General features: G+C 74.1%; 17 protein-coding genes. 9 read left to right on the top strand and 8 right to left on the bottom strand.

Annotated elements, in window-relative coordinates:
- Positions 1 to 5: 5 nt before the first annotated feature.
- The gene (locus IF30_RS0119025; protein WP_030239606.1) at positions 6 to 923 is read right to left on the bottom strand and encodes an immunity 49 family protein; all 918 of its coding nucleotides are present in this window, start codon (positions 921 to 923) and stop codon (positions 6 to 8) included.
- A gap of 418 nt (positions 924 to 1,341) precedes the next feature.
- Between IF30_RS0119025 and IF30_RS0119020 the strand changes: the two genes are divergently transcribed.
- Both IF30_RS0119020 and IF30_RS0119015 read left to right on the top strand, forming a co-directional pair.
- Positions 1,342 to 2,559 (top strand): glycosyltransferase, encoded by a 1,218-nt coding sequence (locus IF30_RS0119020; protein WP_030239605.1) that lies wholly within the window; start codon positions 1,342 to 1,344, stop codon positions 2,557 to 2,559.
- 255 nt (positions 2,560 to 2,814) lie between these two features.
- Positions 2,815 to 3,531: a DUF6461 domain-containing protein gene (locus IF30_RS0119015; RefSeq protein WP_234322757.1), complete on the top strand. Its 717-nt coding sequence runs from the start codon at positions 2,815 to 2,817 to the stop codon at positions 3,529 to 3,531.
- Between the two features lie 418 nt (positions 3,532 to 3,949).
- Here the strand turns inward: IF30_RS0119015 and IF30_RS45355 are convergent, their stop codons facing one another.
- A complete protein-coding gene (locus IF30_RS45355) occupies positions 3,950 to 4,750 on the bottom strand; it encodes an NUDIX domain-containing protein (protein WP_158835249.1) in 801 nt (266 codons plus the stop codon).
- A gap of 257 nt (positions 4,751 to 5,007) precedes the next feature.
- Here IF30_RS45355 and IF30_RS0119000 point away from each other — a divergent pair, with 257 nt between their 5' ends.
- The 3 genes from IF30_RS0119000 to ftsH all read left to right on the top strand — a co-directional run bounded on the left by IF30_RS0119000 (position 5,008) and on the right by ftsH (position 9,808).
- Positions 5,008 to 6,585 carry an alpha/beta hydrolase gene (locus tag IF30_RS0119000; RefSeq protein WP_030239603.1) on the top strand — a complete coding sequence of 526 codons (1,578 nt, stop codon included), beginning with the start codon at positions 5,008 to 5,010 and terminating at the stop codon, positions 6,583 to 6,585.
- Positions 6,586 to 6,749: 164 nt separating this feature from the next.
- Positions 6,750 to 7,388 (top strand): DSBA oxidoreductase, encoded by a 639-nt coding sequence (locus IF30_RS0118995; RefSeq protein ID WP_030239602.1) that lies wholly within the window; start codon positions 6,750 to 6,752, stop codon positions 7,386 to 7,388.
- A gap of 572 nt (positions 7,389 to 7,960) precedes the next feature.
- A complete protein-coding gene (gene ftsH / locus IF30_RS0118990) occupies positions 7,961 to 9,808 on the top strand; it encodes an ATP-dependent zinc metalloprotease FtsH (protein ID WP_234322755.1) in 1,848 nt (615 codons plus the stop codon).
- 102 nt (positions 9,809 to 9,910) lie between these two features.
- Here the strand turns inward: ftsH and IF30_RS0118985 are convergent, their stop codons facing one another.
- Complete coding sequence (locus tag IF30_RS0118985; protein ID WP_030239597.1) at positions 9,911 to 10,363, bottom strand: Lrp/AsnC family transcriptional regulator; 453 nt, start codon at positions 10,361 to 10,363, stop codon at positions 9,911 to 9,913.
- A 76-nt stretch (positions 10,364 to 10,439) separates the two neighbouring features.
- Between IF30_RS0118985 and IF30_RS0118980 the strand changes: the two genes are divergently transcribed.
- Both IF30_RS0118980 and IF30_RS0118975 read left to right on the top strand, forming a co-directional pair.
- Positions 10,440 to 11,396 (top strand): SMP-30/gluconolactonase/LRE family protein, encoded by a 957-nt coding sequence (locus IF30_RS0118980; protein WP_030239596.1) that lies wholly within the window; start codon positions 10,440 to 10,442, stop codon positions 11,394 to 11,396.
- 124 nt (positions 11,397 to 11,520) lie between these two features.
- Positions 11,521 to 12,330, top strand: coding sequence for an SDR family oxidoreductase (locus IF30_RS0118975; protein WP_324605643.1), 810 nt, complete (start codon positions 11,521 to 11,523; stop codon positions 12,328 to 12,330).
- 33 nt (positions 12,331 to 12,363) lie between these two features.
- On the opposite strand, the gene IF30_RS0118970 is transcribed toward IF30_RS0118975, so the two are convergent.
- The 3 genes from IF30_RS0118970 to IF30_RS0118960 form a co-directional block, all read right to left on the bottom strand.
- Positions 12,364 to 13,101, bottom strand: coding sequence for a hypothetical protein (locus IF30_RS0118970; protein WP_037900467.1), 738 nt, complete (start codon positions 13,099 to 13,101; stop codon positions 12,364 to 12,366).
- A gap of 194 nt (positions 13,102 to 13,295) precedes the next feature.
- On the bottom strand, positions 13,296 to 14,210 hold the full coding sequence (locus IF30_RS0118965) for an SDR family oxidoreductase (RefSeq protein WP_030239581.1): 915 nt from the start codon (positions 14,208 to 14,210) through the stop codon (positions 13,296 to 13,298).
- Between the two features lie 204 nt (positions 14,211 to 14,414).
- Complete coding sequence (locus IF30_RS0118960) at positions 14,415 to 14,852, bottom strand: DUF5997 family protein (protein WP_037900465.1); 438 nt, start codon at positions 14,850 to 14,852, stop codon at positions 14,415 to 14,417.
- A 67-nt stretch (positions 14,853 to 14,919) separates the two neighbouring features.
- Between IF30_RS0118960 and IF30_RS0118955 the strand changes: the two genes are divergently transcribed.
- Both IF30_RS0118955 and IF30_RS0118950 read left to right on the top strand, forming a co-directional pair.
- Positions 14,920 to 15,747: a LysR substrate-binding domain-containing protein gene (locus IF30_RS0118955; RefSeq protein ID WP_420791149.1), complete on the top strand. Its 828-nt coding sequence runs from the start codon at positions 14,920 to 14,922 to the stop codon at positions 15,745 to 15,747.
- Positions 15,748 to 15,805: 58 nt separating this feature from the next.
- Positions 15,806 to 16,387, top strand: a complete 582-nt coding sequence (locus IF30_RS0118950) for a DUF421 domain-containing protein (protein ID WP_030239575.1) — start codon at positions 15,806 to 15,808, stop codon at positions 16,385 to 16,387.
- Positions 16,388 to 16,451: 64 nt separating this feature from the next.
- Here IF30_RS0118950 and IF30_RS0118945 read toward each other — a convergent pair whose 3' ends face one another.
- Both IF30_RS0118945 and IF30_RS0118940 read right to left on the bottom strand, forming a co-directional pair.
- Entirely contained in the window at positions 16,452 to 17,186 is a 735-nt protein-coding gene (locus IF30_RS0118945) for a rhomboid-like protein (RefSeq protein ID WP_051710594.1), read from the bottom strand.
- A gap of 182 nt (positions 17,187 to 17,368) precedes the next feature.
- Positions 17,369 to 18,718, bottom strand: a complete 1,350-nt coding sequence (locus IF30_RS0118940; RefSeq protein ID WP_107054442.1) for a cytochrome P450 — start codon at positions 18,716 to 18,718, stop codon at positions 17,369 to 17,371.
- Between the last annotated feature and the right edge of the window lie 289 nt (positions 18,719 to 19,007).

Raw genomic sequence — 19,007 nt, 5'->3', positions numbered from 1 at the left:
CCCGATCAGCGCGGGTCGACCAACGAGGCCGGGAGGTAGCCGGACGATATCCCCAGCTCCCACCCGTGCGCCCGGACGGCGAGCGCGGCCAGGGCGATCGTGACCACCGGGAGCAGGGTGCGGGGCTCGGCCGTTGCGGGCATGCTGTCGCGGTGCCGGTCCAGGCGGGCGACGAGCGCCTCCTCGAAGGCCGCCTGGTCGTCGTCCAACAGGACCCGCAACAACTGCTGGTCCGGGCTCAACCCCGTGCCCCAGGACTCGGCCGCGGCGTCCAGGGCCCGACCGGCGGCCGCGCGTTCGTCGGCGTCCGGCTTGCGCAGCGGCTCGGGGCTGGAAGCGACCCACGGCGACGTGTCCGTCTTCACGAGGTGGAGGTAGGCGCAGAGCGCGTCCATCTCGGCGAGGCTCACCGGGTCGGAGACGGACGTCCGCTCCGAATACGGCAGACGGTCGCGGACCGAGGGCGCGTAGTCGTTCACCAGGAGCGGGCCGAACACCAGGTCGCGGCCCCACAGCAGACCGCTGATCACGCACATGGCGAAGGCCTCCACCCATGTGCCGGCCTTGGGCGCGAAGTCCACGGTGGAGGCGCCGAAGCCGATCCGTTCGCTGTCCAGCGTCTCGCCGATGTACGGGAAGGGGACCCGGAAGTCTCCCCGGGGGAAACAGCCGAGGTCCAGCACGCCGACGGCGCACTCGGCCGCCGTCTCCATGGCCACGCGCGCGTCCGCACCGGTGAGCGCCGGATCCTCCAGGCTCAGGGCGGCTACGTAGTCGAGCAGTTCGTCGCCCATCGCGCGGATGGACGCGATGGTCAGATCGTCCTCGATCGCGTACCAGTGGGCGAGGGCCCGGCCGCGGATGTCGTGCAGAGCCGCACTGATCCGCTCGTGGTCCACCGTGTGGCACGTCACTTCCACCACTTGCTGCCGCCTCCCCCTCGTGGCGCGGTCATCCACCGCGATCTTGCTGAGGAAAGGCACGCTAGCAGTGACCTCTGACAGCCCGTGATCGGCGGCCTCGGCGTGCTCGGCGCCACCGCCGGCAACGCCCTGACCGCCCACCGCGCGTGGGTCGAGCCGGGGCCCTGCCTCCGCCGCGCGCCAGTTCCGTGCGCGGCGGCAGCAGGGCGGACGGAATGGGTGGGCAGCTCGGGAGGCCGGGCCGGCTGGGGAGGCAGAGCGGCCGGGGCGGCTGGGTCGGCCGAAACGGAAACGGCAAGGAGATCGCACTCCCTGCCACTTCCAAGCTATAGCGCACCCGGGGGCTTGCGGCAAGGCCCCGGTCGTGCCGCAGAATCGACGGCCTGAGGCCATGACCTGCGGAAACGGGAGGCACAACATGCGTGCGTTGTTGACGACATGGGGATCGCGAGGAGATGTCGAACCGCTGGCGGGGCTGGCGGCGGCGCTGCTGGGGCTCGGCGCCGAGGTGAGGGTGTGTGCGCCGCCGGACGAGGAGTTCGCGACCCTGCTGGCCCGGATCGGCGTGCCGCTGGTGCCGCTCGGACCGACGGTGCGCTCGGTGGTCGCCGGTCCGAAGCCGCCGACCGCGCAGGACGCGTTCCGGCTGGCCCCCGAACTGGTCGCCGCACGGTTCGAAACCCTCACGGCGGCGGCCGAGGGCTGCGACGTGCTGCTGGCGACCGGCCTGATGCCGGCCGGTGCACCGGACGTGGCCGAGCACCTCGGCATCCCCTACGTGCTCGCGTGCTTCCACACCCTCGGGTTGCCGTCGCGGCACTTCCGCCCCGGGGCGCGCCCCGGCACGCCGTCGTCGCAGGACGAGACCGACCACCGGGTGCTGTGGAAGCAGGACGCCCAGCGGGTGAACGCCCTGTACGGCGAGGCGCTCAACCGCCATCGGGCGGCGATCGGGCTGGCACCGGTGGACAACGTCCGGGACCACGTCCTCACCGGCCGGCCGTGGCTGGCGGCGGATCCGGCCCTGTGCCCGTCGCAGGGCCTGACGGAACTCGACGTGGTGCAGACCGGGGCGTGGATCCTGCCGGACGAGCGCCCGCTGCCCGACGGCCTGGAGGCGTTCCTGGAGGCCGGTGAACCGCCCGTGTACGTGGGCTTCGGAAGCATGGCCTCGTACGCCCCGCAGGGCATCGCCCGGGTGGCGGTCGAAGCGTGCCGCGCGCTCGGGCGCCGGGTCGTCCTCGCGCGCGGCTGGGCGGACCTCGCCCCGATCGACGACCGGGACGACTGCCACGTGGTCGGCGAGGTCAACCAGCAGGCGCTGTTCCGTCGGGTGGCCGCCGTCGTCCACCACGGCGGGGCGGGTACCACGACGGCGGCGGCCCGGGCCGGTGCTCCCCAGGTGGTCGTCCCCCGGATCGCGGACCAGCCGTACTGGGCCGCGCGGGTGGCCGAACTGGGCATCGGCGCGGCCCACCTCGACCCCACGCCGACCGTCGACTCCCTGCACGCCGCGCTCACCACGGCCCTGGCGCCGGAGACCAGCGCCCGGGCGGGGGCGGTGGCCGGGACCATCCGTGGCGACGGGGCCACGGTGGCCGCGAAGCTGCTGTTCGAGGTGGCGGCCGGCCGGTAGGAGCCGCGCGGATCCGGCTGAGTCCGCGCCGGTCCGGGGTGAGCCACGGGCGCGCCGGGGCGGACCAACGGCGGTGCGTGACCGGCGAGTTCCGCTGCCGGATGAGCCTCCGCCCGGTCGCCGGGGGTGCGTGGCAGTCCGCGCGGGGCCCGTTCCGGCACCGATCGGGTGACCGGGCCCCGGCCGTCGGCGGCGTCGATTAGGGTGCCCACCGGCGCAGCGGCCACCGTGGGCCGGTGCGAGGGGAGGGGCGGTATGGCCGACGGGACGCGCACAGCAGGGGGGAAGGGCGGCGACGGCATCCAGTGGCTCGCGGAGATCGGCGAGCCGGGTGCCCGTGCCCGTGGACTCGCACCGGGCGGGCCCGACGCGGACGGCGAGGTCGGTGGGGTGGTCTTCGCCCGGGGGATCAGCCCCGAGGAACTCGCGCGCCGGATGGGTGCCGACCCGGCTGCCGGGACGGCACCGATCAGTGGCACCGAACTCCGAGACCTGGACATCGAGGTCTACCGCCCTGGCGACGAGGGCGACGGGGTGATCAGGATCGGCGACTGCGGGGCCTGGTCGTTCGCGATCGAGTACGGCGACTCCACGGGCGGCGAACTGCTCATCGAGATAGCGCGCGACGGGGTCGAGGTGGTGCACTTCCGCCCGATGCCGGAACAGCGGCCGGCGCTGCTCGACTACGCCCGCGACGGTGCCGTGCTGTGCGGCTTCGGCCTCGGCGAGGAACGCTGGCGCTGGGGCCAGGAGCCGGACCTGCTGGTGCCCGACCTCGTCGCCGCGAGGGTGCTGGAGCCGGACGGCATCACCCGCTGCGGATCCGACGGCGCGGGCGGCGTGGCCGCCCACCGCCGAACCCTCGGCGCCTTCGAGCGGCGCTTCGGGCTGAGCCTGCCCCGGGCCGCCCTCGACGGGCTGCGCCTTCCGGCGTACGCGGTGCGGGGCACGCCGGGGATGGTGCCGTACTGACGCCCGGGAATCCGCGATGGCGAAGGCGCAGGCCAGAGCAGTGAAAACCACGGCTGCGGTGGTGAGAACGAGAACCATGGGAAACCGTGAGAACGCGAGGGACCGGACAGCCACGGCAGTGCTCCTTCCCGGGCCCGCTGGAGGGGCCCTGATGACCGTCATCCTTGTGCGGTGGCGGTCGTCGCACGTGTGCCGATCGGGAGGTTCCAGAGGGGGAATTCCCGCAGGCCCCTCCCGATCGGCAGGGGCACGGGCAGGGGCAGGCGGCAGGCGGCAGGGTGGGGAGTAAGCGGAGGCCGGGAGCCGGTGTCCGCTTCGCGGCGTCCGATCACGGCCGTGAGCGCGGCACACGGCGCGGGACTTCGGCGCCCTCCCGCCTCCCGCTTCCCGCCCTCCCGCCTCCCGCAGCCGGCCGGCGCTACGCGGGCCCGCCGTGGGGCTCCCCGGGGCGGCGGGGGCGCCAGGCGGCGAGGTGGGCGGTGAGGACGGCGGCCGGGTCTGGGGTGGTGTCGCGGAGGGCGACCATGGCGGCGGTGATCACGTCGCAGAGTTCGCTCTGCAGGTCGGCGAGGGTGTGGCTGACGCCCTTGCGGGGGTTGGCGCCGAGGACGCCCAGCAGAGCCTCGGCGACCTCGCCGGCCTCCTCCTGGATCTTGATCACCTGGAGCGGCAGCAACTCCTGCCCGGTGGCCGCCCGGTGTTCGCGGAGGTGGCGGTGGACGGCGTCGATCACCGCCCAGTCCTCGGCGCGTGAGGCCGCGTCCTCCTGCTCGTTCGCCGCCAACCGGGCCTGCAGCCGGCGCAAGTCGTCCTTGAGGTCCGGCGGCACCTTCATTCCCTGCGCCTCGGTGATCGGGACGAACCGCAGGTCCTGGCCCTCGCCGAGGACCAGCGCGGACGGGTCGGCGTCCACCACCGCGTGGAAGGCCGGCCGCCGGTCGGTGCCGGCGTCGCCCTCGTAGGGGGCGGGCGGGAAGGGCCGCAGCCAGGGCACGTCCAGCCCGGTCTCCTCTCGCAGTTCGCGGACGGCGGTCCGGTAGGGCGTCTCGCCGGGTTCGCGGTGCCCGCCCGGGACGACCCAGTACGCGGGCCAGCGGATGTCCGGCTTGTCGTCGCGTAGTTGGAGCAGGACCTCCTGGCGGCTGTTGGTGACGAAGACGTCCACGCTGTCGAAGTCGGGCAGGCCGCCTTCGTCGGATGCGCTGGTGTCGCTGTTCAACTCGCCCTCCGTACCACGGTTCCGGTGCCCGATGCGGGCGGACGGCGGTAAGGCTGCCACGGCGCGGGCGGGCTGAACCCTCACCCGGTCGGCGGGTGGAAGCCGGCGCGGCGCACGCCCCCGTCCGGAGGTTTCCGGCAGGCACCGGCGGTGCCCGGCCCCTAGGGTCTGTGGTGCGCCGACCGTGCCGAGCGCCGGGCGTACGCCGTCCCGCCGGGCGCCGGGTGCCCGGCAGACCCGAGAGGTGGACCCGCCCCATGCACACCGTCGTCCGCGGCGCCGGAGCGCTCGGCCTGACCGCGCTGCTGCTGACCGCCGCCACCGGCTGCCAGGGCGACGGTTCGTCCGCCGCCGAGCCCGCGCCGACCGCCCCGGCCGCCAGTTCCTCGGTGGCAGCCACCGGCTTGGCCGCCCAGACGCTGGACTGGCACGCCTGCGCCGCCCCCAGCGCCGCCCAGGGCAGCGGCACCGCCCCGGCCGCCGACTGGCAGTGCGCCACCCTCAAGGCCCCGCTCGACCACGGGAAGCCGGACGGCAAGACGATCGACCTCGCGATGATCCGCAGCCGGGCGAAGGACGAGCCGCACCGGATCGGCTCGCTGCTCTTCAACTTCGGCGGCCCCGGCGCCTCCGGCGTGGCCACCCTGCCCGCCCTCGCCCCGGTCTACGCCTCCCTCAACACCCGCTACGACCTGGTGGGTTTCGATCCCCGCGGGGTCGGCGCCAGCGCCGGGGTGACGTGCCTGGACGACAAGGCGACCGACGCCAACCTCGCCGTCGACAGCACCCCTGAGAGCCCGGCCGCGGTGAAGGCGCTCGACGACAGCAACGCCGGGTTCGTCGCCGCCTGCGAGCGCAACTCCGGCGCGGTGCTGCCCTACGTCGACACCGAGAGCGCAGCGCGGGACATGGACCTGATGCGGCAGGTGCTCGGCGACCGGAAGCTCTCCTACTTCGGCATCAGCTACGGCACCCAGCTCGGCGGCGTGTACGCGCACCTGTTCCCGCAGGGGGTCGGCCGGCTCGTGCTGGACTCGGTGGTCGACCCGACGAAGGACCCTCAGCAGTCCGCGCTCGGCCAGGCCCAGGGCTTCCAACTCGCCCTCGACGACTTCATGAAGGCCTGCGCCACCCAGGCCGGTACCTCCTGCCCGACCGGCGCGGGCGGTGACGAAGGCACGGCGAAGGTCACCGCGCTGGTGCAGAAGCTGGAGCAGTCGCCGCTGCCCACGGCGGACGGGCGGCAGCTCACCGAGAGCCTGGCCGTCACCGGCATCGCGGGCGCCCTGTACAGCCAGGAGACCTGGCCCGCGCTGGCCGCCGGGCTCACCGAGGCGACCGAGCAGGGCACCGGCACCACACTGCTCCAGCTCGCCGACGGGTTGAACGGGCGCGACGCGCAGGGGCACTACACCAACCTCAACGCCGCGAACCGGGCGATCAGCTGCGTGGACGCGCGACAGCGCTACTCCGACCAGGACGTCGAGAAGCAGCTGCCGGAGTTCCGGGCCGCCTCCCCGGTGTTCGGCGCCTTCACGGCCTGGGGTCTGACCGGCTGCACCGGCTGGCCCGTCCCGGGCAAGGCCGACCATCCGGAGGTCGCCGCCCCCGGCGCCGCCCCGATCCTGGTGGTCGGCACCACGGGCGACCCGGCCACCCCGGTGGAGGGCGCCCGCGCGATGGCGCAGCAGCTGGGCGCGGGCGTCGGCGTCACCGTCACGCTGACGGGCGAGGGCCACGGCGGTTACAACACCGGCAACCCGTGCCTGAAGCGGACGGTGGACGCCTACCTGCTGGACGGCACCGTCCCGGCGGACGGGACGACCTGCAGCTGAGGGGCCCGGGCACTTCGAAGCGGCTCTCGAGGGGCCCGCATGTGGGACCTGAATGCCCCAATCACCCCAAACACCCCCGGCGCCCCAAGTGGCCCACTGGAACAGGTGTGAATTGGCTCTGTGGAATGGTCCACTCGACCGCTAGTCTCGTCGACGTGACGAACATTGCGACTGACGACTCCGCGACCGACAACACGACGACCACCAAGGTCGACTTCTACTTCGACCCCATCTGCCCGTTCGCCTGGATCACCTCCCGGTGGATCATGGAGGTCGACCGCCACCGCGAGCTCGACCTCACCTTCCGGGTGATGAGCCTCTCCGTCCTCAACGAGGGCCGCACCGACCTCCCCGAGCGCTACGAGCGCCTCATGACGACCGGTTGGGGCCCCGTCCGGGTCTGCATCGCGGCTGCCGAGAAGCACGGCCAGCACGTGCTGCGCGACCTGTACACCGAGCTGGGCACCCGGCTGCACGACCAGGACCGGGCCGCCGACGACGCCGTCATCCGGGAGGCCCTGGTCGCAGCCGGTCTGCCCGAGGAGCTGGCCGACGCGGCGAACAGCACCGAGTACGACATCGCGCTGCGCAAGAGCCACCACGAGGGCATGGACCCGGTCGGCGAGGAGGTCGGCACGCCGACCATCCACGTGGACGGTGTCGCCTTCTTCGGCCCGGTCCTGACCGCGATTCCGCGCGGCGAGGACGCCGTGCGGGTCTTCGAGGGCGTCCGACTGCTGTCCGGCTACCCGAAGTTCTTCGAGCTCAAGCGGACCCGGACGGGCTCGCTCGACTTCTCCTGAAGCGAGGGGCGGCCCGCCGCCCGGTCCGGGCGCGGTGGCGGCGGGAATGGCGAACACTGGTGGGGTGCGGGTTCCGGCGCGGTCGGTCGGCCGGACGGTCGGTCGGACGGCCGGAGGCGATCCGAAGCCGCTGATGGCCGGGGCGGGACCGCCCCGACCTGACCGGGATTCCCGCCCCAGGCTCCCGTTCGGGCGCCTGGCGTTCGACCATGGAGTGGAGACGGAGCTCCGGCGGCCCCGAGCGGTCGCCGAGTCGGCTCCGAGCGGGCTCCGAGCGAGTTCCGCGTGGGTCCACGAGTGGTCCCGAGAGGCGGTGAGCGTGGATGGTCATACGAATCCGGCTCCACGCTGCCCGCCACCCCGCGACACCTCCGGGCTCCGGACCAGGCCCGAGCCCCAGCTCCGGGCCAGGCCCAAGCCCCAGCTCCGGACCAGGCCCCGGCTCCGGCCAGGGCTGGAACACCGGCCCGGGCCAAGGCCAGGGTCCACGCCCAGGCCGGAGCCCCGGCCCCGGCGGCCCGCCCAAGCCCCCGCCGCCCTCGTGGCGCCGCTGGCTGCTGCCCGTCGCCGTGGTGGTGACGCTGCTCCTGCTCGTGCTCTTCTCCCACCCCGGCACGCCCGGCGCTCGCTACGGCTACACCGATTTCCTGAACCGGGTCGACGCCGGCCAGGTGCGGACCGTGGACGTGACCGACACCGGCGGGGTCAGCGGCACGCTCAAGGACGGCACCCGCTTCACCAGCCAGATCCCCACGGCCCTGGACACCTCCCAGCTCAGCCGGGCGCTCAGCACCCAGCACGTGACCGTCACCGGCACCCGCGCGGGCGGCAGCTCGATCTGGTCCACGCTGCTGCTGTTCCTGCCGCTGCTGCTCTTCGGCGGCCTGTTCCTGTGGTCGGGCCGGATGGCCGCCAAGTCGCTCGGCGGCGGCCTGAGCACGATCGGCCGCTCCCGGGCGAAGATCATCGAGGCTGAGCGGCCCGCCACCGGGTTCGCCGACGTCGCGGGGTACGAGGGAGTGAAGCAGGAGGTCAGCGAGGTGGTCGACTTCCTGCGCAGCCCGGAGCGGTACGCCGCCGCCGGAGCCAAGGGGCCGCGCGGAGTGATCATGGTGGGGCCGCCGGGCACCGGCAAGACCCTGCTGGCCCGGGCCGTGGCCGGTGAGGCCGAGGTGCCGTTCCTCTCCGTCACCGGCTCCGGGTTCGTGGAGATGTTCGTCGGTGTCGGCGCCTCCCGGGTCCGCGACCTCTTCGACGAGGCCCGCAAACGGGCCCCGTCGATCATCTTCATCGACGAGATCGACGCCGTCGGCGCCCGCCGGGCGGGCGGCACCAGGATCGGCGGCAACGACGAACGCGAGCAGACCCTGAACCAGCTGCTCGCCGAGATGGACGGCTTCGACCAGGGCACCGGCATCGTCGTCATCGCCGCCACCAACCGGCCGGACGCCCTGGACCCGGCCCTCCTGCGCCCCGGCCGCTTCGACCGGCAGGTCACCGTCCCGCTGCCCAACCAGGCCGAACGGGCGGCCATCCTCACCGTGCACACCCGCGGCAAGACCCTGGCCCCGGACGTCGACCTGAACCGGATCGCGCGTGGCACCCCCGGCTTCTCCGGAGCCGACCTCGCCAACCTCGTCAACGAGGCCGCCATCAACGCCGTCCGCGCCGAGCGCGCCACCCTCACCGCCGACGACCTCGACACCGCCCGCGACCGCGTGCTCCTCGGCCGCCGGGAGTCCTCCAACGCGCTGCTGCCCGACGAACGGCACGCCGTCGCCGTGCACGAGTCCGGGCACGCGCTGATGGCCGCGCTGTGCGAACGCGCCGACCCGGTCGCGAAGGTGACCATCCTCCCGGCCGGCGTCGCCCTCGGCGCCACCGAGCAACTGCCCGAGGCGGAGCGGCACCTGTACAGCGAGGGCTATCTGACCGACCTGCTGACCGTCCAACTCGGCGGGCGCGCGGCGGAACTGGTGGTCTTCGGCGAAGGCTCCACGGGCGCCGCCAACGACCTCGCCAACGCCACCTCGGTGGCCACCCGGATGGTCCGCGAGTTCGGCCTCTCGCCGGAACTCGGCCCGGTCGGCTACTCCAGCGGCAGCCCGCACTACCTCGGCGACAGCCCCGAGGACCTGCTGCACCGCCCGTACTCCGAGCAGACGCAGCGCGCCGTGGACGAGGCGGTCGCCGGGCTGCTGCGGAAGGCCGAGCGCCGGGCCGTCGGACTGCTGACCGAACACCGGCACCACCTGGACGAGTTGGCGACCCTGCTGGTCGCCCAGGAGACGGTGGACGGCAGGCTGGTCCTCGACATCCTGAAGCACCCGCCGGCGTCGGAGTACCCGCCACCGCCTGGGCACCCGGTGTCGGACAGGCCCCGGAGCCCCGTGTCGCTGACCAAGGAGGGCCGGCCCTGAAGGTCCGTCCGCTCCGCGCACCGACGCCCGGTCGGCCGGCGGCGAGGTCGGTCCGGTCGTTGCCGGGCAGGTCGGATCCCCGGGCGGGCGCGCGGACCTGGGTCAGGGCGTGGGCGGCCGCTCGAAGAAGGTCTCCAGGACGACGGTCGCCTGGGTGCCGCTGACGCCCTGGATCGCGTAGAGCCGCCGCAGCACGTCCTGGAGCTGCTCGGTGGACGCCGTCCGCACCTTGACCAGCACCGAGGCGCTGCCGGCGATGACGTGCGCCTCCTCGATCTCGGGGATCGCGGCGAAGGCCTGGGCCGAGTCACCCACCCAGGCCGAGGACTCCACCATCACGAAGGAGAGCACCCCCAGCCCGAGGCTCTTCGGGTCCACCTCCACGGTGGTGCGGCGGATCACTCCGCGCTCGCGCAGCTTGCGCACCCGCTCGTGAGCCGCCGCGGTGGAGAGGCCCACGGCCTTGCCCAGCGCCGCGTAGGCCTGCCCGGCGTCCTGTTGCAGCAGGGCGAGCAGCGCGCGGTCCGTGTCGTCGAGGTGATCGGTGATGGCCATGGTGGGACCATATCGCGTTCTGACATACTCCTGGTCGTCGGGATAACATTCGGTCAATCGAGCCGTGAGGTGAATGATGTCCGGTTCAATTTATTTCGGACTGTACGAGGTCCTGGACGATCGGTTCCGCCGCTGCGCCAACGGCGACACCCGGCTGGAGAAGCTGTACGGCGACTGCCGCTGGGCCGAGGGCCCGGTCTACCTGCCGGCCTGGCGCCAGGTGATCTGGAGCGACATCCCCAACGACCGCCTGCTGCGCTGGGACGAGGCCACCGGCACGGTCGGCGTCTTCCGCTCCCCGGCCGGGCACCCCAACGGCAACACCATCGACCGCGAGGGCCGGCTGATCAGCTGCGAGCAGGGCCACCGCCGGGTCACCCGCACCGAGCACGACGGCCGGATCACCGTGCTGGCCGACCGCCACCAGGGCAAGCGGCTCAACTCGCCCAACGACGCGGTCGTCCACTCGGACGGCACGATCTGGTTCTCCGACCCGGATTTCGGGATCACCACCGACTACGAGGGCCACCGCGCCGAACCCGAGATCGGCGCCCGCAACGTCTACCGGATCGACCCGTACAGCGGAGAGGTCCGGCTCGCCGCCGAGGACTTCGAGGGGCCCAACGGGCTGGTCCTGTCGCTCGACGAGCGGCAGCTGTACGTCAACGACAGCCGGGCCGGACACATCCGGGTCTTCGACATCCAGGAGGACGGCACCCTCTCGGGCGACCGGATCTTCGTCAAGGGCGGCGATGGCCCGTCGGGGCCGATCCGCTTCGACAACATCCGCTTCGACCTCGACGGCCGGCTCTGGGTGGCCGCGTTCGGCGACGGCGTCCACTGCTACGCCCCCGACGGCACCCTCATCGGCCGCATCCTCGTCCCCGAACCCGTCTCCAACCTCACGTTCGGCGGCCCGAAGAACAACCGCCTGTTCATCACCGCCACCACCTCGCTGTACTCGCTGGTGACGACGATGACCGGCCCCCACCGCGTCGCCCGGCCCGCCACCCCGACCGGGAAGGCGCAGTGACCAGGGCGCCGCCGCTCCGGCCGCCCCCGGTCCCGGTGGCCGCGCCGCTGCGTCCCCTCCTCCGTGCCGGCCGCCCGCGTGCCTCGCTACGGTACCGGGAGCGGCCGGGGCCTAAGGGGCAGCGGTGCCCGGGATCCTGCCGCAGCCGACCTACGAGGGGGACGAAGTGGCGGAGGAGAAGCTGGCGGTGGTGTCCGGCGGTGGCACCGGGATCGGCCGGGCGATCGCGGCCCGGCTGGCCGGGTGCGGGCACCGGGTGGTCGTCATCGGACGCCGGGCGGCCGTGCTGGAGCAGGCGCGGGAGGAGATCGAGTGGACGGTGGGGCCGGGCCGGATCGTCCCGGTGGCGGTCGACCTGACCGACCCGGAAGCGGTCGAGGCGGCGGCCGCCCGGATCACCGGACTCGGCCCGGTGGACGTCCTGGTGAACAACGCGGGCGCCATCGTCACCCCGCCCGCCGACGACGGCCTGGCCGCCCTGGCCGCCTCCTGGCGGCGGGACCTGGACGGCAACCTGCTCACCGCCGTCCTGCTGACCACCGCTCTGCAGGACGCGCTGCGCCGCCCCGGCGGCCGGCTGGTGGTGATCAGCTCGGCGGCGGCGCAACGCGGCGGGGCGGGCCCGCACTCGGCGGGGTCGTACGCCGCCGCGAAGGCCGCCCTGCACGGCTGGGCCTTCGGCCTGGCCCGGCGGTTGGGGCCGGACGGGATCACCGTGAACGTGCTCGCGCCGGGCTACGTCGAGGAGACGGAGATCTTCGGCGAGCGCTGGAACGAGGAGTTCCACGCCCGGAAGGTCGCGGACACCCTGGTCGGCCGGGCCGGCACCCCGGCCGACGTGGCGGAGGCGGTCGCGTACATCGCCTCCCCGGCGGCCGGCTACCTGACCGGCCAGGTGATCGGTCTGAACGGCGGTGCGGTGCTGGGGCGTTGAGGCGCGGCGTTCGCCCGTCCCGAGGGCGGCCGGTCAGTCCCCGTCGGCGTCGGCCTCGGGGGTGGGCGCGCCGCCGGCTCGGATGCCGAGCTTGACCTCGGCCGTGGTCCAGTCGGTGGCGATCGCCTGCTGGGCCGCGGCGAGGGTGATCTGGCCCTTGCAGATCGCGGTGTGCAGGTGCGTCTCCACCGAGTCCTTGGGGTTGTTGGGGCCCTTGCCGGGGACGTGGCCGGGGGAGGGCGGCTGGATCCACAGGTTGCGCGCGTCGTTGGGGTCGCCGCCGAGCTGCAGGCTGATCAGGTGGTCGTACTCGGCGTCGCCCATCGGGCCGGTGTAGCCGTAGGACTTGGCGTTCTCGGCCTTCTCCTTGCCGGTGAGGTTCGCCGGCGGGCGGATGGCCGAGGTGTAGCCGCCCTGCTTGCAGATGGTGTCCTTGAGGTTGTCCTGGCTGACCGCCGGGCTGATCGCCCCCGGGGTGCAGTTCGGGTCGGGCAGCGGCTGCTTGTCCGCGGTGTAGCGGTAGTGGCAGCTGCCCGGCGCGGGCTGCGGCTGGACGTCGTACGAGCTCTTCGGGCCGGGGCCGGTGACGATCGCGGCCGGGACGGGCGGCGCGCCCGCCGCGGCGTCGCCGGCCGCAGGGGCGGAGCTGTGGCCGCCGCCCTTGGCGGTGCGGCCACCGCCGGACGAGCAGCCTGCGGCTGCGGCGAGCAGGACGGCCGCGGCTATGGCCAGGGCGGCGCGGCGGGCGGGAGCCGGCACGGGTTCCTCCATCGGGGTGTGCGTGAGCGGCGGTCACCTGGCGTGCAGGGGACCGCGCCAGCGGACACTACCGTGTCGGCGGGACCGAACGGGTGACGTCACGTCCGGGCGCGGGAAGCCTTCGCCGGGCGCGCGGAACCGTTTCCGCACCCGGCTGCCGTCCCCCGGCCCCGCCGGTGAGGGCTACCGGCGTGACGGGCCGTCGGTCAGCGGTAGGCCTCGGGTGCGGCGGGCCTGCCCGCGTCCTGCACCTCGACCAGGTAGCGCCAGCAGTCCGGGCGGCTGCCGTCCAGGTCGGTGAAGCCGTACTCCCGGGCGAGCTGGCCGCTGGACGTGGACCGGCCGTTCCACCGGGCGACGTCCCGGTCCGCGGCCAGCGCGGCGACCGCCCGGCCGACGTAGGACGGGGACTCGGAGATGCCGAAGTGCGGCTCCCGGGCGACGGCGTCGCGCCAGTTGTCCTCGGTGACGCCGAAGTGCTCCAGCATGATCTCTGAGCGCATCCAGCCCGGGGTGAGCGCGACGGCGGTGGCGCCGCGCGGGCCCAGCTCGTGGCCGAGCGAGAACGCCATCCGCAGCACCGAGGACTTCGCCAGGTCGTAGAAGAACGAGTTGCGGTAGGTGCCGCGGTTGTACTCGGCGGTGCCGTCCGTCATCTCCACGACCAGGCCGCCCGGGCCCTTCAGCAGCAGCGGGAGGACGTGGTGGCTGGTGACGGCGTGCGTCTCCACCGCCAGGCGCAGCAGCCGCAGACCGTCCTCCAGGTCGTGCTCCCAGACCGGGACGTTCCAGCCGAACAGCTTCTCCGCGCCCCAGATGTCGTTGACCAGGACGTCGAGGCGCCCCTGCTCGGCATCGATCCGCTCGGCCAGCGCGGCCACCTGGGCGGGGACCAGGTGGTCGGTCGGCACCGCGATGCCCCGGCCGCCCGCGGCGGTGACCAGGTCGGCGGTGTCCTCGATCGTCTCGGGGCGGTCGTACTCCGAGCGCCGCTCCCGGGTGCTGCGGCCGGTGACGTACACCGTCGCCCCGGCCGCGCCGAGTTCGACCGCGATGCCCCGCCCCGCGCCCCTGGTCGCTCCCGCGACCAGGGCGATCCGCCCCTCCAGTGCCCCTGCCACCCGTCGGCCTCCCCGTCTCCTGGACCCCGCCCGGTCCGTTCGAACCCGGGCGGAAGCCGGGCCGAACCCGGACCGGGCCCTGCCGAAAACCGCACGACCCCTGCGCACGGCTGTGCCGACGCCCATGGGACGGACGTCGGCACCATCGTTGCGCAGGGGTCTGACAATCGGCGCCGGAGCGGGCCCGGGCCGGTGCCCCGGAGGTCAGCGGGCCCGGTCGGCCTTCGACTCCTTGGCCTCCTTGGCCGCCTGGGCGGCGGCCTCCTTCTCGTGCTTCTCCTTGATCCGCGCGGTCTCCTTGCGGAGGTCGACCTGGTTGGCGCGCTCGTGCTGCAGCCAGAGCGGGTTCTCGGCCTTGATGGCCTCGATCTCGTCGGTGGTGAGCGCCTCGGTCACGCCGCCGCGGGCCAGACCGGAGATCGACACGCCGAGCTTGGCGGCGACCACCGGGCGCGGGTGCGGGCCGTTCTGGCGCAGCTCCTGGAGCCACTGCGGCGGCTCGGCCTGCAGCGCGTTCAGCTCCTCGCGGGAGACCACGCCCTCCTGGAAGTCGGTCGGCGCCGCGGCGAGGTAGATCCCCAGCTTCTTGGCCGCCGTGGCCGGCTTCATGGTCTGGCTGGTCTTCTGCTTGAGCGATGTCATGGTGACAAGGGTAAGGGAGCGCGCGGGCGCTTCCGGTCACGGTCGGTAGCCTTGCCCTGTGACAGACATGCAGGTGAACCCGACCTTCCGGCTCGTGTACGTCCCGGGCGTGACCCCCGGCAAATGGGTCCGGGTGTGGGGCGAGCGGCTTCCGGACGTGCCGCTCGACCTCCTCGCGGTGCCGGTCGGCGACGCCGAGCGGACCCTGCGCGAGGGCGGCGCGGACGCCGGCCTGGTGCGGCTGCCGGTCGACAAGGACGTGCTCAGCGCGATCCCGCTGTACACCGAGGCCACCGTCGTGGTCTTCCCCAAGGACCACTGGCTCGCCGCCGCGGAGGAGGTGGCGCTCGCCGACCTCGCCGACGAGGTGGTCTTCCACCCGCTGGACGACACCCTCGGCCTCACGGCCGACACCCTGCCCGGGCGCCCCGCCATCGCCCGGCCGGACACCACGGCGGACGCGGTCGAGCTGGTGGCGGCCAATGTGGGCGTGCTCCTGGTGCCGCAGTCCCTGGCGCGGCTGCACCACCGTCGGGACCTCACCTACCGGCCGGTGGCGGAGGCCCCGCAGTCGCAGGTGGCGCTGTCGTGGCAGCAGGAGCGGACGACGGACCTGGTGGAGGAGTTCATCGGGATCGTCCGGGGCCGCACGGTCAACAGCTCGCGCGGACGCGGGCAGGCGGAGCAGCCCGCCCAGCCGAAGAAGGCGGCCGCCCAGAAGGCGGGGAGCCAGAAGGCGGGGAGCCAGAAGGCCGCCGGCCAGAAGACGGGCGGGCAGCGGGCGGGAGCGCAGAAGGCCGGCGGGGCGAGGACGGGCGGCCCGAAGCCGAAGGCGTCGGGGGGCGGTCGGGGCGCGGCGGCGGCCAAGCGGGGCAAGCCGAAGCGCCGTTCGTAGCCTCCGGTGGCGTAGCGTCGGCCCCGTTCCGTCGCGTCGTGGTGGGAGGAGCGGGGCCATGTGGCATGACCTGGCGGTCGTCCAGATTCCGATCGTCGAGAAGGTCCTTCGGACGGTCGCGGTCTACGTGCTGATCCTGGTGCTGTTCCGGTTGGCGGGGAAGCGCGGGCTGGCCGGGCTCAACACCTTCGACATGGTGGTCGTCTTCCTGCTCTCCAACGTGGTGCAGAACGCCGTCATCGGCAACGACGACAGCCTGCTCGGCGGTGCGATCGGGGCGGTCACCCTGATCACGGTGAACGCGGCCGTCACCCGCTGGCTCGCCCGTGACCCGAGGGCGGCCCGCATCCTCGAGGGCACGGCCACCACGGTGGTCCAGGACGGCAAGCTGGTGCCCGGCGCGCTGCACGGCCTGGCGCTGCGCCCGTCCGAGCTGGAGCACGCGATTCGGATCCAGAACGGGGACAAGGTGAGCGGCGTCGCCCGCGCCCGGTTGGAGCCGGACGGGCAACTGCTGGTCAGCCTGAAGAAGAGCGAGCAGAGCGCCACCCGGGGCGATGTCGAGGACCTGCGGCGACGGTTGGAGACGATCGAGCGCCTGCTCGCCGACATCGCCGCCGACCGGCGGCCGCCGAGCTGACCCGGTCGGCGGCCGGAGGGGGCGGCCGAAGGGGGGCGGCGCGCCGTCGTTCCGCCGGGCGCGATCAGGGGTGGACGTCCGCCGTGGCCGGGACGGCGGCTTCGGCCCGGCGGCGGCGCGCGGCGGTGACGGCCGCGGCGCCGGCCAGGGCGAAGCCGAGGGCGGCCGAGACGAGGTGGCCCACGGTGGTGAAGTCCGGTAGCGGGCCGGGCCATTCGCTGTCGCCCGAGAGCGGCCAGGCCACGACGAAGGCGGCCCAGGGCAGGCGGGCCCAGCGGGGCAGCGCGAGGGTGGCGAACGCGAGGGTGGCCTGGGCGCCGTAGCTGATGCCGTAGTCGAAGTCGGCCCGCACGCTGTCCGGGTACCAGCCGTGCCGCAGGGCGGTCAGGATGACGACGGCCGTGACCAGGGTGGCGCCGATGTGCCCGCCGAGGAACACGGCGGCGGCCCGCAGCCGGCCGAAGCGGCGCTCCGCCCAGGCGAGGCAGCAGCAGATGCCGAGGCCGAGGGTGATCAGGGTGCTGGCGAAGCCGGTGGAGGCGACGTCGGTGAGCGTGCCGTCGTAGAGCAGGGCGCTGCCGAGCAGCGCGGTGATCGGATGGTCGTGCAGGTTGTCGAGGTTGGTGCTGAGGTAGGCCCGCACGGTGTCCGCCTGGTCGGCGGAGAGCCGGCCCTCGACCCAGATGTGGCCGAGGACGAGCAGGCCGACGTAGCCCAGCGTCAGGGGCGAGCGCCGCGGGTACGACCGGACGGCGCGGAGCAGCCCGGACAGGAGCCCCCGCGGTGATCGAGCGTTCATGGTCTGATGCCGTCCCAGTCGAGCCGAAAGTCCGACCGGCGCAACCCCGCCGGCCTCCGCGGTGACAGTACCGTCCGTCGGCTGCTGCCCACCCGTCAGCTGCCCACCGATCACCTGCGGTCCGGGGGCCCGTCGGTCCGTCGGCCCGTTGCCCGTCGGCCCGTCCGCCGGCCGTCCGGCGCTCATCTCGACCGGCGGGCCAGGGTGGCGGTGAACGGGCGGGGGGCGAGGGAGGAGCCGCGGGTGGGGCGGACGGGCCGGCCGGGGGTGGGGGTGACGGTCCAGCGGGCGGCGATGGTGGCGATGGCGAGGGCGGCTTCGGTGGTGCCGAAGGTGTCGCCGATGCAGCGGCGGGCGCCGAGGCCGAAGGGGATGTAGGTGCCGGCGGCGGGGTGGGCGGTGGTGAGCCAGCGGTCGGGGTCGAAGCGGTCGGGGCAGGGGAAGAGGTCGGCCCGGCGGTGCAGCAGGTACGGGCTGAACAGGACGGTGGCGCCGGCCGGGAGGTGGTGGCCGCCGAGTTCGGTGTCGGTGGTGACGGTGCGGCTGAGGATCCAGACCGGCGGGTAGAGCCGCAGGGTCTCGCTGACGATCCGGGCGGTGAGCGGGAGGGAGGGCAGGTCCTCGTGGCGGGCGGGACGGCCGTCGAGCACGGTGTCGAGTTCGGTGTGCAGGCGGTCGCGGACGGCCGGGTTGGCGGCGAGCAGGGCCCAGGCCCAGGAGAGGGTGGCGGCGGTGGTCTCCGTGCCGGCCAGCAGGAAGGTGACCACGTGGTCGTGGATCTCCGCGTCGGAGAGGCCCTGCCCGTCCTCGTCCCGCGCGCCGAGCAGCACGGAGAGCAGGTCCCGGTGGTCGCTGGCGTCGGCCCGGTAGTGGGCGATCAGTCGGCGGGTGACCTCGCGCAGGTCCTGCCGGGCGCGTCGGAAGCGGCGGTTGCCGGGGGTGGGGAGGCGGTCGGCGCCGGGCAGCGGCATCATGCCGCGCCGGGCGACGCCGCGGGTGACGGCGGCCATGCTCGCGTGGACGGGCAGCGAGCCGGCCCGTTCGGGTGCGGCGACCAGGCAGCGGGCGGTGACGGCGGTGGCGAGCCGGTGCATCGCGGCGGGGACGTCGACGGTGTCGCCGTGACGCCAGGGGGCGGTGGTGCCGGCGATCTCCTCGGCCATCATGGCGGCGTGGTCGGGCAGCCGGTCGGGGTGGAACGCGGTCTGCAGCATGCGGCGTTGGCGCCGGTGGGTGGCGGCGGGGCAGGTCGCGAGGCCGTCGCCGAGGACCTCGCGGGCCTCGTCGAGGACGAGGCCGCCCTTGTCGTACGTGCGGTGGTCGGCGAGCAGCCGGCGGACGAGCTCGGGGTGGCAGGCGACGTACGCGTCGAGGGGGCCGAGCCGGATCCGGACGAGGTCGCCGTGGGCGGCGAGGCCGGCGACGAAGTCGAGTGGGCGGTGGACGAAGGCGGGGGCGTGGCCGAGCAGGGGGAGGGCGCCGGGAGCGGTGGCGGCGGTGGACCGGGTGGTGGGGAAGAGTCTGGTCGGCACGGGCGTCACCTTGGGTCGGGTGGAGGGGCCGGGGCGGGTGGAGGGGCCGGAACGGTTCGTGGACGTGATCTTTCCCGGCGGCCGTCGGCGAAACGGTCGTGGCCCGGCGGGCGGGGTGAACGTGGGGGCGCATGCCGAACGTCCGTGCTCCATTGAAGATTTAACGGGTCGTTTGGCCATGGACGGGGCCCGGGGATCCGGCGGCGCCGCGCGCGGCCTACACTCGAACGCCGGTGAGACTACTGGTCGGTAGAACCGGGCAGTACCACCCATCGGCGCGACGACCGGA

Source organism: Streptomyces sp. NRRL S-350 (assembly GCF_000719705.1).
Classification (GTDB): Bacteria; Actinomycetota; Actinomycetes; order Streptomycetales; family Streptomycetaceae; genus Kitasatospora.
This window is presented reverse-complemented; position numbering and strand designations above follow the sequence as displayed.

Bases quoted from the DNA above. Each gene is read 5' to 3' on its own strand.
- IF30_RS0118950 (WP_030239575.1), top strand. From the start codon at position 15,806: ATGTGGCATGACCTGGCGGTCGTCCAGATTCCGATCGTCGAGAAGGTC.
- IF30_RS0119000 (WP_030239603.1), top strand. From the start codon at position 5,008: ATGCACACCGTCGTCCGCGGCGCCGGAGCGCTCGGCCTGACCGCGCTG.
- IF30_RS0119020 (WP_030239605.1), top strand. From the start codon at position 1,342: ATGCGTGCGTTGTTGACGACATGGGGATCGCGAGGAGATGTCGAACCG.
- IF30_RS0118960 (WP_037900465.1), bottom strand. From the start codon at position 14,852: ATGACATCGCTCAAGCAGAAGACCAGCCAGACCATGAAGCCGGCCACG.
- IF30_RS0118955 (WP_420791149.1), top strand. From the start codon at position 14,920: ATGCAGGTGAACCCGACCTTCCGGCTCGTGTACGTCCCGGGCGTGACC.
- IF30_RS0119015 (WP_234322757.1), top strand. From the start codon at position 2,815: ATGGCCGACGGGACGCGCACAGCAGGGGGGAAGGGCGGCGACGGCATC.
- IF30_RS0118945 (WP_051710594.1), bottom strand. From the start codon at position 17,186: ATGAACGCTCGATCACCGCGGGGGCTCCTGTCCGGGCTGCTCCGCGCC.
- IF30_RS0118970 (WP_037900467.1), bottom strand. From the start codon at position 13,101: ATGGAGGAACCCGTGCCGGCTCCCGCCCGCCGCGCCGCCCTGGCCATA.
- IF30_RS0118980 (WP_030239596.1), top strand. From the start codon at position 10,440: ATGTCCGGTTCAATTTATTTCGGACTGTACGAGGTCCTGGACGATCGG.
- IF30_RS0118985 (WP_030239597.1), bottom strand. From the start codon at position 10,363: ATGGCCATCACCGATCACCTCGACGACACGGACCGCGCGCTGCTCGCC.